This window comes from Dokdonia donghaensis DSW-1 (genome assembly GCF_001653755.1).
GTDB lineage: Bacteria > Bacteroidota > Bacteroidia > Flavobacteriales > Flavobacteriaceae > Dokdonia > Dokdonia donghaensis.
The window spans coordinates 2,554,266-2,567,113 of the sequence record NZ_CP015125.1 but is presented as its reverse complement, the minus strand read 5'-3'; the positions used below and the strand labels follow the sequence as shown (position 1 = coordinate 2,567,113).

The window sequence follows — 12,848 nt, the reverse complement described above, 5'->3', positions numbered from 1 at the left end:
GGTGGTGCTTTCTTTTTTTAGAGAAGGGGTTACAGAGTACGCTTTCGCGAAAGCGTAACAAACCCTACCAGTAAACCTTAATATTGTGTAACTTTGTCCTCCGAACAGATTTCGGAAATATCTATGAGCCAAAAAGTACTTCTTAACGCGACAGAGATCAACATCATTCTCAATCGTCTGGCTTGTCAACTCATTGAGAATCATCTAGATTTTAAAGAAACCGTTTTGATAGGTATACAGCCCAGAGGTGTCTACCTAGCCGAACGTATTAAAAAGTTATTGATAGAAGAATATGCCATAGAAGAAATAAGGCTAGGCTATCTTGATATCACTTTTTATAGAGATGATTTTAGAAGAACAGAGAAGACGCTAGAAGCAAATAAGACCAAGATTGATTTTGTAGTAGAAAAGAAAAAGGTAGTCTTTATAGACGACGTTCTTTATACAGGTAGAAGCATTAATGCTGCTCTTACAGCAGTACAAAGCTTTGGACGTCCAGAAGAGGTAGAGTTGCTATGTCTTATAGATAGAAGGTTCTCTCGACACCTACCTATACAACCAGACTATAAAGGGCGACAGGTAGATGCAATAAATGAAGAAAAAGTAAAGGTGTGCTGGAAAGAAAATGAAGGCGAAGACACCGTATATCTTGTAAAAAGCTAATTTTTAAGTATGAGTGAGCTTAGTGTCAACCATTTGCTGGGTATTAAATATATCACTGCTGCAGATATTGAACTTATTTTTAAAACGGCAGATCATTTTAAGGAAGTGATTAATAGACCTATTAAAAAAGTTCCTTCTTTGCGTGATATTACCATCGCAAATCTATTTTTTGAAAACAGCACCCGTACAAAGCTCTCCTTTGAGCTAGCCGAAAAGAGATTAAGCGCAGATGTAATTAACTTCTCTGCTGCAGCCTCTTCTGTTAAGAAGGGAGAAACACTTATAGATACCGTAAATAACATCTTATCTATGAAGGTAGATATGGTAGTAATGCGCCACCCTAACCCTGGAGCAGGTATCTTTTTATCAAAACATATAAAAGCAAGTATAGTAAATGCTGGAGATGGCGCACACGAGCACCCTACGCAAGCGTTACTAGATAGTTACTCTATACGTGAGAAACTAGGTGATGTTGCTGGAAAAAACGTGGTCATAGTGGGCGATATTTTACATAGTAGAGTAGCGCTCTCAAATATTTATGCCCTCAAGCTACAAGGAGCAAATGTAAAAGTTTGTGGACCCAAAACATTAATGCCTAAGTACATTGAGTCACTAGGCGTTGAGGTAGAACTAGATTTAAGAAAAGCACTAGAGTGGTGTGATGTGGCAAATATGCTTAGAGTACAAAACGAGCGTATGGACATAAGCTACTTCCCTAGTACCAGAGAGTACACCCAGCAGTATGGAGTAAATAAACAACTGCTTAACTCGCTTAATAAGGAAATTGTAATAATGCACCCAGGCCCCATAAATAGAGGTGTAGAGATTACCAGTGATGTGGCAGACTCAGACCAGGCTATTATTCTAGATCAAGTACAAAATGGAGTAGCTGTGAGAATGGCTGTCATCTATTTACTTGCGTCAAAAATTAAGCAATAATGAAAATTACAGAAAAGGATACATACACTATACTAGGAGATGATCGTGATGACGTGTTAGACTTTGCGATGTATCTCGAGAAAATAGTACCACTACATTACGATCAAAAAAACCTTGTAATAGATTTATTAAAGTATGAAAATCTCACTCTAGACCAGCTTGTACAGTTTATAAAACTGTCTAACTACCAGCGTGGTGGTAAGCTCTCTTATGTGATTGTAAATACAGGGATAGATTATGATCTTGTACCAGACGAGATGGTGGTAGTCCCTACGCTAGAAGAGGCTGGAGATATTATCGCGATGGAAGAAATAGAGCGCGATCTCGGTTTTTAAAAATACAGTAATGTCTAGCAATCTACATCTTACCATACTAGGTTGTTATGCAGCTGCTCCCGGTAGTTATAAAAACCCTACTTCTCAAGTTTTAGAAATACGCAATAATCTATTGCTCATAGACTGTGGTGAAGGCACTCAAGTAGCGTTACGACGCAATAAGATTAAGTTTGCTCGTATTAAACACATTTTTATATCACACCTGCACGGTGATCATTTTTTTGGTCTTATGGGTGTAATAACCACCTTTAGTTTACTTAAACGTACTGCGCCGCTTACCATTTATGGTCCTAAGGGTATAAAAGAGCTTATCTTACTGCAATTAAAACTCACAAAAGGATTTACAAGCTATCCTTTACACTTTCGTGAAATAACAAGTAAGGAGCCAGAAGTGATTTTAGAAAATGAAGAGATTACGGTAACCACTATACCACTCAAGCATCGCATCTATACAAATGGTTTTTATTTTGAAGAAAAACTAGGTGAGCGCAAGCTAGATATAACTGCTTGTTTAAAACTAGATATAGATCGTGCATATTATAATAAAATAAAGCAGGGGGGAGATATCACATTAGATAACGGGACAGTTGTAAAAAATGAACAACTCACCTTTGATCCGTCTCAACCTAAAAGTTATGCTTATTGTAGTGATACTGCTTATTATGAAGAAATTGTATCACAAATACAAGGGGCTACAGCATTGTATCACGAGGCTACATTTCTAGAAAGTCACGCACACTTGTGTAAACCTACTGGGCACAGTACAGCAGCACAAGCAGCTCAAATAGCAGCTATGGCTGGAGTAAAAAATTTAATATTAGGTCACTACTCTGTACGATATGGTGATTTACAAGAATTTATAAAAGAAGCCACACCCTACTTTGAAAATGTACACCTAGGTGACGATGGTAAGAATTTTACCTTTTAAAAAAGATTATGATGGAAGAAGAAGTTAAGAAAATAGCAAAACCTATTTTAGCAAGATTACAAGTACATTTTGATGGTTTAATCCCTCGTAACCTGTTTCTTGTTAATCCAGATATACGTCTTAAAAAAGTTAATAAAACCTACGGTTCTACCTCTGTAAAGGATAGCATAAGTATTGCGTTTAAGGTTTTCATTTTTGAAGATCAATATATCTGTGAGTACTTTTTAAATGCAGATGGATACACTGAGCACCGCAGGTATAATATAGATAGAGATCAGGTAGAAATGCTTGAGAACTTTGAGGGGCAGTTTGGTGCAGAAGATTTTGAGGATGACGATATGGACTATGAAGAGTTTACCCGTATTAGAAAGCACAATGATAAGGTGAGAAAACTCTTGATAAAGAAAGGGTTTATGAGGAAATAATACTCCTGCTTCCACTTTTAATTTTATAGCGGTCTTTGTACATTTACTACAATGAACAGAGACTTACACGATTACAGAAAATCATACGAAAAAGGCGAGTTACTTATAGAAAACGTCGCACAACATCCTATAGATCAGTTTAAAACTTGGTTTAAAGAGGTAGAAGATGCAGGAGGTGTTGCAGAGCCTAACGCGATGACTATTGCCACACTAGGTGATGACGGTTTTCCAAAATCAAGAATTGTACTTCTTAAAGAATATGACCAGCAGGGTTTTGTATTCTACACAAACTACACGAGTGAGAAAGGAGTGAGTATCGCACAGCACCCTAAAGTGGGGATTTCTTTCTTTTGGCCTAATTTAGAAAGACAAGTTATCATTAAAGGCGATATAGAAAAAGTTTCAGACGCCCGTTCGGATGCATATTTTAATAATAGACCTAAAGACAGTCAGCTTGGGGCTTTAGTTTCAGACCAAAGCACTGTTATAAAAGGTAGATCTATTCTTGAGGAAAAGATGATTTCGCTTAAAGCGAAATATAAAAACCAAGATATACAGCGTCCCTCACACTGGGGTGGTTACATTATAAAGCCAGTTACAGTTGAGTTCTGGCAAGGTAGACCTAGTAGATTACACGACCGTGTGCGCTATCGTAAAGAGGGTGATAACTGGATAATAGAGCGACTAGCCCCTTGATATGAAAACACTATACCTTGTAAGACACGCAAAGTCAAGTTGGAAATTTGATGTAATAGACCACGAGCGACCGCTCAATGAGCGCGGCCTTGAAGATGGACCAAAAATGGCTGCACATATTGCGGCTATAATGCCTAAGCCAGATCTTTTAATGAGTAGTGACGCCTTAAGAGCAAAGACTACTGCAGTGTTTTTTGCAAAGGCATTTACTATTCCAGATACAGAGATTAAACTTAATCATAAAATGTACGATTTTGAAGGGCGTGATCTGGTTGAGGTTATAAAGAGTGTAGGTGATGAGGTAGATACACTTATGGTTTTTGGTCATAATAATGCAATGACAAATTTTGTAAATTCCTATGGTGATTTACGAGTAGATAATGTAGCTACTGCAGCCTTTACGGCTATCACATTTGAGATTCATAGTTGGCAAGATTTAATACCCGGAAAGACAATTTATCATAAGGCTCCAAAAGAACTTTAAAATGACGCAGACTAAAGAAAATAGGTATATAAATAGAGAATTAAGCTGGTTACAGTTTAACGCACGTGTATTGCAAGAAGCAGCAGACGAGAGTGTACCGCTTATAGAACGCTTTAGGTTTTTAGGGATTTTTTCAAATAACTTAGACGAGTTTTTTAAAGTGCGATATGCCACCGTACGTAGAATTGTAGATGCGGGTAAAACGGGTAGAAAAGCACTAGGAGTATACTCTGCCGAAGAGTTGCTAGGTAAAATAACTGAGATTGTTATTGAGCAACAGACAGAAAGTCTCCAGATTCTAGAAGATATTTACAAAAAGCTAGAAGAACAAAATATTTATATGCTTACTGAAGAGGAGGTGACACTTCCTGAGCATAAGGAATTTATAAAAGACTTTTTTACAGATAAAGTAGCCCTTGCGGTAGAGACTATCATATTGCGTGAGGATTTAGAATTGCCACGTATACAAGATCTTGATGCTTACTTAATGGTAAAAATGAATCTTACAGAGGAGCAAAAGCCGCTATATGCACTGCTTGAGATACCTAGTACATTAGATCGTTTTGTAGTATTACCGCAGGTAGATGGTAAAGATTACATAATGATTCTTGATGATTTGATTCGTTATAACCTAGATACCATTTTTAGCATTTTTGAATATGACAGCATTACTGCACATATGATTAAAATAACGCGTGATGCAGAGCTAGATATTGAGTCAGATCTTGGTAAAAGTTTTTTAGAGAAACTTACTCGTAGTGTAAAAGGAAGAGAAGATGGAGAGCCTGTACGTTTTGTATTTGATAAAACTATAGAAGAAGAGACACTGCAATTCTTACTTAATAAACTAGGTATAAAACGTAAGGATAGTATTATACCCGGCGGGCGTTATCATAACCGTAAAGATTATATGAATTTCCCTGCTTTTGGAAGGCAAGAGCTTTATTATCCTAGTGTAAAACCACTCCCTATACCTGGTATCACTCTTGAAGATAACTTATTCTCTATTGTTGCAAAAAAAGACTTTTTACAATACACTCCTTACCAGAGCTTTTCATATACCATCAAGTTCCTTAGAGAAGCTGCTCTAGACCCCAAAGTGAGATCTATAAAAATCACCATTTATAGGCTTGCAAAGCTCTCGAGTATAGCTAGCGCATTGATAAACGCTGCTCAAAATGGAAAAGAAGTAACCGTACAGATTGAGCTTAGAGCGAGATTTGACGAGGAGTCAAATATGCGTTATGCAAAAAAGATGCAAAACGAAGGTGTAAGACTCATATTTGGTGTGCCTGGTCTTAAAGTACACAGTAAAGTATGTGTGATTGAGCGTGAAGAAGAGGGTAAAATTGTGCGTTATGGCTTTATAAGTACGGGTAATTTTAACCACGCTACGGCACGTATATATACAGATTACACACTGTTTACAGCAAATAAAGAAATACTTAAAGACCTCTCAAAACTCTTTAACTTTTTCGACACAAATTATATCGTAAATAAGTACAAACATTTAGTAGTATCTCCTCATTACTCACGTACTAGAATGTATAAACTCATTCAAGAGCAAATAGAGATTGTTCAAAATGGAGGAGAAGGTCTCATAAGACTTAAGCTCAACAGTATCTCAAACTATGACATTATAGATAAGCTATATGAAGCGAGTCAAGCTGGTGTAAAAATACAAATGATAGTGCGTGGTATATGCTGCCTTATTCCAGGAGTACCCGGTATGAGTGAAAATATAGAAATCATAAGTATTATAGATAAATTTTTAGAGCACCCACGCGTATATATCTTTGGTATACCTGGAGAAGAAAAGGTTTTCCTATCATCATCAGACTGGATGAGTCGTAATCTAGATAATAGAGTAGAGGTCTCAGTACCTATATACGATGAAGATATAAAGCAAGAAATTATAGATACCCACGAGATATCTTGGAGCGACAATGTAAAAGCGCGTGTACTTAATAAGCAAATGGATAATAGGTACAAAAAAGATGATTTACCTTTTGTGAGATCACAATTTGCCACTTACGAGTATTATGTAAATAAACTTAAAGACCTATAGTGCTTAACATATTAAAATACGCTGCAATAGACATAGGCTCTAACGCAATAAGATTGCTCGTTGCAAATGTTATAGAACAAGAAAATGGGCCTACACTATTTAGAAAAAATGCCCTTGTGCGTGTCCCCATAAGGCTAGGAGAAGACGTTTTTATTAATGGAGAAATATCATTAAAAAATCAAAAGCGTATGGAGGATGCAATGAAAGCCTTTAGATTGTTAATGAATGCTCACGAGGTAAAACAGTATCGTGCGTGTGCTACCAGTGCGATGAGAGATGCTAAGAATGGAGACGCTTTCGCGAAAAAAATAAAAGAAACAACAGATATAAATATAGAGATCATAGATGGTGAAGAAGAAGCGCAAATCATCGCCGCTACAGATCTTCAAAGTTTCATTAAAGAAGATAGAACTTACATCTACGTAGATGTAGGAGGTGGAAGTACCGAGATAACCATCTACCATATGGGAGAAGTTGTGGCCTCAAAGTCTTTTAAGATAGGAACAGTAAGGCTACTTAATGATCTAGTTTCTTCAGAAGATTGGGATGTGTTTAAAAACTGGATACACCAGCACTGTAAAGATTTTAGCCATATCGATCTTATAGGCTCTGGTGGAAATATTAATAAAGTGTTTAAGCTAAGTACAAAGAAGCCAGGTAAAACCTTATCTTATTTATTTTTATCACAATTATACAAGGACTTAAGCGCTATGAGTTACGAGCAACGTGTGATAGATTTACAGCTCAACCCAGACCGTGCAGACGTTATAATACCCGCATTAAGAATATACCTACAAGCAATGAAGTCATCAAAAGCCAAACAAATTATAGTCCCAAAAATTGGTCTTGCAGATGGTATTATCAAAAGTTTATATCTTTCAAAATAAATGTTGACATCATATAAATAATGTATATTTGTCTACTAACCCTCTGAAAATTCGATAAATGAAAAAATTATTATTTAGTACAGTTGTCATAAGTTTATTTGTATTTAACACTGTAAATGCCCAAATTACATCAGGATTTAAAGCCGGAGTAAACTTCTCAGACGTTAATAGCTTTGAGTTTAATAATGATGGTTCTTCTGTGGCAAATACGATAGAAGATCAGCTAGATGGAAGGCGTACAGGTTATTTTGTAGGTTTTTTAGTAGATATTCCTCTTACAGAAAAGTTAAGTTTTGTTCCAGAATTTATTTTCTCTCAACAAGGTAAAAACCTAGAGAGTTTTAGACTTGATTATTTGAACTTACCACTAGGTCTCAAATTAGAGATAAGCGATTTATATATAAGCGTAGGCCCACAAATAGGTGTAAGAGTTTGGGATTCAGATAAATCTGGTGAGTTTGCAAACTTTGAAGCATCAGTATTTGGAGGAATAGGATATATTTTTGAGTCTAATATTTTTGTTGAGGCGAGATATACACTTGGTCTTACAGATATATTTCAAGATAATAATGCAACTACTTTTAGTAATGGAGGCGGAACAACGTTTACAAATCTTGAAGGAAAAAATACAGTACTACAAATAGGCGTTGGCTATAGACTTTAATTTTTTACTTGCATTTCGTCGATACTATGATGTCTTTTATAGTAAGCAAATGTATTTCGAGTTTAGAGCACATATTATATTAGATATAGCCTCTATATTTACACACAAGAGTTTTTCGACGAACTAAAATGTTATTAACGACTATTTTATTATTTATATGAAAAAATTAGTACTTTCTTTCTTGTTCATTGCATTTATATGCAGTACACAATTGTTTGCTCAAGGCGCAAGAATCGGCTTTAAAGCTGGCTTAAGCTATAGTCAAATAAGTGGATATGAGTTTAGTTTACTGAATCAAGCGGGTGATACCCCTAGACCGGCTCCTGCTGGAGCGGAAGAAGGACGTTACGGGTTTGCTGTAGCATTTCTCGCTGAAATACCAATTAATGATAAAATAAGTTTTCAACCAGAATTTGCTTTCTCATCACAAGGTAATAAGTATGAAGGAACACGTTTTGATAACTTACAGTTGCCACTTGGCTTGAGAATAAACTTTAATCAGCTTTTTGTTATTGCTGGACCACAAGCTGGTATCAAAATATCTGATCCATTACAGTCTAAAAATTATAAATCTTTTGATGTCTCTGCCTTTGGAGCAATAGGGTATCATTTTAACGAGAGTGTTTTTATAGAAGCACGTTTTACAAGAGGATTTTTGGAAGTATTTGAGGATGATTCTCAAATAATAGTTCCTTACACGCCAAGCAGCGATGATCCTGGGGCAAATAGCAATAGCCTTGTAAATAAGGATAATTTTCTTATCAATAATACTGGAAACAATCAATACTTTACCTTTAGTGTAGGGTATAGATTATAAAATCATGACACATATTAAAAGCCTAGATTATAATATAATCTAGGCTTTTTTAGTTTTACAAATATACTAGCTACTAGACTTTCATTCGTAGTATGATACATACAGGTACAAGTAACGTGTATGTTATAAAGAAAGGGATAATAAGTTCTGGGCTTTGTAGTACCAGTAATGTGGCCATTATTAATAGTTGAAAACCTAAGCCAAAGGTTGATACAAGAGTCATTAACCAGTTAGGTATAAGCTTACCTTTAGCGGCTCTAGGATCTAGCGTATAGATTATTTTATCAAATAATCCATATAGGACTTTATAGGTGTAAAAAAGAGCTGTTACCGTAACTTGTTCTTCACCCGGTAATGCTTGGGGTGTTCCCGTCTCGGTGATTCGGCTTGTAGTATCACCGTTGAGTTTATATCTCAAGATAACATAGTAGTAATTATATAAAGTCCCTTGTATTTGAAGTGCTATAAATGCAAGAATAATAAGCCAAGTATCGGCATCTGTCTTGTAACCTATCATAAAAAGGAATAACGCATTAAGTACAATATCAAGTATAGAATCTAGATATCGACCCGTGTAGGAGGGTGTTTTTTTTACTCTCGCCAGTTCCCCATCTGCGGCATCAAGTACAGATTTTAGAATCATAAAAATCGCTGCGAGTATATAATATTCTGTGTAGATACAATAGATAGCAATCATTCCCGAAACAAAAAAGAGAAGCGTAACCTGGACAGGAGTAGCGCTGGTATCCTTTAAAAATCGTACTATATACTGAGCGGGTTTTCTTCCGTAGTCTGATAAATCTGTAAAACGATGCGCCTGTGGTAATTTTGACATAAATTCTAGGTTGTAGCATTTTTAAAAACCTAGAAGGGCAATTTAAAACAGCAATTGTTAATTAAATATAACTAATACAAAGGTAGTTTACGCTTTCGCGAAAGCGTAATTAATCACTTATTAATTTGACTGGTTATAAAAGGATATATAGATAGCATTAAAAACATAAGTACACTAAGAACTACACTTATTGATATGAAACTAAAGACTTCTTCAAGATTAAAGAGTATGATAGCAATGGGTTGAAATACACCAAAAATTATAAGTAATACAACGAGTGTAAAGGCTATATTCATAATTTTTGGGACGCGCTTTACAGCCTGTAAGGTGAGTGCGAGTAATTGTGGTATAACCTCATCAGAGAGGTGCATACCTAGTTTTGAAATGAGTTCTTCACTAAAGCCTACATCTTGATAGCGTATGGTGTCTATTTGAACAGCATAATTTATAATCTTTTCTTGATGTCGTTCATATATTCTTGAAACATCTAGCTCTTCTTTAAACTGATTGTATTTAAAACCAAAATAATGGTTCCAGCCAGTACCCACTTTGTGCTCTGCCCATTTTTTGAGCATACGGCTATCGTACTCTTTTGGGTTCATATAATTATCTACTCTTCCTTTACTTGGATCGTTAAGAAGTATAGCTTTAGTCTCTAAATATAAAATTTCTGTTTCTCCATAGCGATCTTTTTCTTCTATATACTCAAGTGCAAGCTTAGATCTACCTTTATAAAACTCTTTTACTAGAAAGTAGTTTAGGTTTGTAAACTCTTCATCTATATATTCTTTTAAGCCAGGTGCCCAAACTTTTGATCGTACAAGAATATCTGCAATATCTCTAAAGTAATGCACTTGCTGGGTGAGCTTCTGTATTTCTAATGTTGTAGAGTCTCCTGTAAATTGTAATTGAGACGTTTTGGTAAGAATGAAACCTAAAATAACAACAACGAGCAGTATGCTTATAACAACTATTATTTGTACAGTGGTAAGTAGTTGTGATTTATTGTCAAGCGGAAAATATAGTATAAGACCTGTAACCAGCAGAAGGCCTCCACAAACGCTTATAAACGCCGGGATAAAGGGTGTGACCAACTTGACAAAATTACGCAATTTTATCTAACTTTTTAATTATTAAGTAGTTGGGCCCCTTACCGTGAGGTAATACAAGGTAGGCAAATAAACAATTTATAATTGGATATACAAAATTGTAAGAAAACGATTTTTAATAACAGTATTTACGTCATCTTTAATAGCTAGTGAGTTGTAGGTCACAGAATTCTTATTCATTTATAAATGCCACGCTGTGACAGGCTACAATGGCAGCGGTCTCAGTACGCAGTCTACTATGACCTAGTGATACAGGTATTATATTTTTTTGTAGGGCTTGTTGTATTTCTGTAGTTGAGAAGTCTCCCTCAGGGCCTATTAAAATTGTGTAGTCTGTTGCAGGAGATAGTTCGCTTTTAAGGAGACTTTTTGTATCGTCTTCACAATGGGCTATAAATGTATTACTATGTGCATTTGTTATAAAATCTTTAAAAGGCGTGAGCGGGTTTAGTGCGGGTAGGTGATAGTGCAGTGACTGCTTCATTGCACTTTGCAATATTTTAAGAAAGCGCTCTTCCTTTATAACTTTGCGTTCGCTATGATCACAAAGTAGTGGTGTGATTTCTGTAACACCTATCTCTGTGGCTTTTTCTAAAAACCACTCAAATCTATCATTGAGTTTTGTGGGAGCTACAGCGAGGTGTAGTTTGTAATCTCTTGGCTCTTGGTATGTGTGGCTCGTGATAGATAATTTGCATTTATTAGGATTTGCATCATATACCTGCGCAGTAAACAGGTAACCTTTACCATTAGTAAGATAGATAGTATCACCAGGTTGCTTACGTAATACCCTTATAACGTGCTTACTCTCATCTTTTGGTAAAGTGTATGAGGTACTTTCTATATCAAGACTCTTGCTGTAAAATAGTTGCATACTTATATTTTCAATCTAGATTGAGCACTTACTTCTAAGTTTTGAAAAGAATCTTTCTCTACAAGATCTTTGTACTTAAGGTATCCCACAATGCCTATCATCGCTGCGTTATCTGTGGTGTATTGAAATTTTGGTAAAAATGTTTTCCAGCCGTGTGTAGTTTCTGCCTTTTTCAGCGCGGTTCTTATACCGCTGTTTGCAGATACGCCACCACCTATAGCGATTTGAGTAATGCCAGTTTCTTTTACCGCTTTTTTAATTTTATCCATTAAGATATTTACAATGGTATATTGTATTGAGGCGCACACATCATCCCTATGTTCTTTTAAAAAGTCAGGGTTTGCCTCCTGTTGTCTTTGTACAAAGTACATTATTTGTGTTTTAAGACCGCTAAAGCTAAAGTTAAGACCATCCACCTTAGGTTTTGTAAAAGGAAAAGCTTTTGGATCACCCAGTTGTGCATACTTATCAATGAGCGGTCCTCCTGGGTAAGGTAAATCCATAATTTTTGCACTTTTATCAAAGGCTTCACCCACGGCATCATCTATGGTCTCGCCTATAACTTCCATCTCAAAGTAATCATCTACACGCACTATTTGTGTATGGCCACCAGATATTGTCACTCCTATAAAAGGGAAACTAGGTTTGTCATAGCCCTCTTCATCTATAAAATGGGCTAGTATATGCGCTTTCATATGGTTTATGTCCAGCAGCGGTATGTCTAGTCCCATCGCAAAAGATTTTGCAAATGAGGTGCCTACCAGAAGGGACCCAAGTAAGCCAGGTCCACTTGTAAAAGCAATGGCGCTTAGTTGTTTTTTGTCGATATTTGCTTTACGTAATGCAGCGGTAACAACTGGTACGATATTTTGTTGATGTGCACGCGAGGCAAGCTCTGGAACTACACCTCCATATTCTTGATGAATCGCTTGGTTTGCAACAACATTTGAGAGTACCTTATCGTTTTGTAATACAGCAGCAGCAGTATCATCACAAGAAGATTCAATAGCGAGAATGTAAGTTTTTTGAGAATCAGTATTCATAAGGCACGTAAGTTGCAATAAGTTTACAAAGTTAAAACAATAAGCCCTATCAAGAAATTTAAAAAAATAGCACTTCGCACG

Annotated in this window: 15 protein-coding genes; 11 read left to right on the top strand and 4 right to left on the bottom strand. The window is 36.0% G+C overall.

Annotated elements, in window-relative coordinates:
- The first annotated feature begins 123 nt into the window (after positions 1-123).
- The 11 genes from pyrR (at position 124) to I597_RS11200 (ending at position 8,906) form a co-directional block, all read left to right on the top strand.
- Positions 124-663 (top strand): bifunctional pyr operon transcriptional regulator/uracil phosphoribosyltransferase PyrR, encoded by a 540-nt coding sequence (gene pyrR, locus I597_RS11250; protein ID WP_021779260.1) that lies wholly within the window; start codon positions 124-126, stop codon positions 661-663.
- 9 nt (positions 664-672) lie between these two features.
- Positions 673-1,602: an aspartate carbamoyltransferase catalytic subunit gene (locus tag I597_RS11245; protein WP_021779259.1), complete on the top strand. Its 930-nt coding sequence runs from the start codon at positions 673-675 to the stop codon at positions 1,600-1,602.
- Entirely contained in the window at positions 1,602-1,937 is a 336-nt protein-coding gene (locus I597_RS11240) for a hypothetical protein (RefSeq protein ID WP_035324668.1), read from the top strand. The genes I597_RS11245 and I597_RS11240 overlap by 1 nt, the downstream gene beginning before the upstream one ends.
- Positions 1,938-1,947: 10 nt before the next feature.
- Positions 1,948-2,865 (top strand): ribonuclease Z, encoded by a 918-nt coding sequence (locus tag I597_RS11235; protein WP_035324669.1) that lies wholly within the window; start codon positions 1,948-1,950, stop codon positions 2,863-2,865.
- An 8-nt stretch (positions 2,866-2,873) separates the two neighbouring features.
- Positions 2,874-3,290, top strand: coding sequence for a hypothetical protein (locus I597_RS11230; RefSeq protein WP_148305625.1), 417 nt, complete (start codon positions 2,874-2,876; stop codon positions 3,288-3,290).
- Between the two features lie 51 nt (positions 3,291-3,341).
- Positions 3,342-3,986 (top strand): pyridoxamine 5'-phosphate oxidase, encoded by a 645-nt coding sequence (gene pdxH, locus I597_RS11225; RefSeq protein ID WP_035324670.1) that lies wholly within the window; start codon positions 3,342-3,344, stop codon positions 3,984-3,986.
- Between the two features lies 1 nt (position 3,987).
- The gene (locus tag I597_RS11220) at positions 3,988-4,470 is read left to right on the top strand and encodes a SixA phosphatase family protein (protein ID WP_035324671.1); all 483 of its coding nucleotides are present in this window, start codon (positions 3,988-3,990) and stop codon (positions 4,468-4,470) included.
- Between the two features lies 1 nt (position 4,471).
- The gene (ppk1, locus tag I597_RS11215) at positions 4,472-6,538 is read left to right on the top strand and encodes a polyphosphate kinase 1 (protein ID WP_035324672.1); all 2,067 of its coding nucleotides are present in this window, start codon (positions 4,472-4,474) and stop codon (positions 6,536-6,538) included.
- Positions 6,538-7,425 carry a Ppx/GppA phosphatase family protein gene (locus tag I597_RS11210; protein WP_035324673.1) on the top strand — a complete coding sequence of 296 codons (888 nt, stop codon included), beginning with the start codon at positions 6,538-6,540 and terminating at the stop codon, positions 7,423-7,425. Before ppk1 ends, I597_RS11210 begins: the two co-directional genes overlap by 1 nt.
- 58 nt (positions 7,426-7,483) lie before the next feature.
- Positions 7,484-8,089, top strand: coding sequence for a porin family protein (locus tag I597_RS11205; protein WP_052111663.1), 606 nt, complete (start codon positions 7,484-7,486; stop codon positions 8,087-8,089).
- 157 nt (positions 8,090-8,246) lie between these two features.
- On the top strand, positions 8,247-8,906 hold the full coding sequence (locus I597_RS11200; RefSeq protein ID WP_035324674.1) for a porin family protein: 660 nt from the start codon (positions 8,247-8,249) through the stop codon (positions 8,904-8,906).
- A gap of 73 nt (positions 8,907-8,979) precedes the next feature.
- Here the strand turns inward: I597_RS11200 and I597_RS11195 are convergent, their stop codons facing one another.
- The 4 genes from I597_RS11195 to tsaD all read right to left on the bottom strand — a co-directional run bounded on the left by I597_RS11195 (position 8,980) and on the right by tsaD (position 12,767).
- Entirely contained in the window at positions 8,980-9,741 is a 762-nt protein-coding gene (locus I597_RS11195) for a CDP-alcohol phosphatidyltransferase family protein (RefSeq protein WP_035324675.1), read from the bottom strand.
- A 113-nt stretch (positions 9,742-9,854) separates the two neighbouring features.
- On the bottom strand, positions 9,855-10,835 hold the full coding sequence (locus I597_RS11190) for a hypothetical protein (protein WP_035324676.1): 981 nt from the start codon (positions 10,833-10,835) through the stop codon (positions 9,855-9,857).
- Positions 10,836-11,022: 187 nt separating this feature from the next.
- Positions 11,023-11,724, bottom strand: a complete 702-nt coding sequence (locus I597_RS11185) for a 16S rRNA (uracil(1498)-N(3))-methyltransferase (protein WP_035324677.1) — start codon at positions 11,722-11,724, stop codon at positions 11,023-11,025.
- Positions 11,725-11,726: 2 nt separating this feature from the next.
- Positions 11,727-12,767: a tRNA (adenosine(37)-N6)-threonylcarbamoyltransferase complex transferase subunit TsaD gene (gene tsaD / locus I597_RS11180; RefSeq protein WP_035324678.1), complete on the bottom strand. Its 1,041-nt coding sequence runs from the start codon at positions 12,765-12,767 to the stop codon at positions 11,727-11,729.
- Positions 12,768-12,848 lie beyond the last annotated feature (81 nt).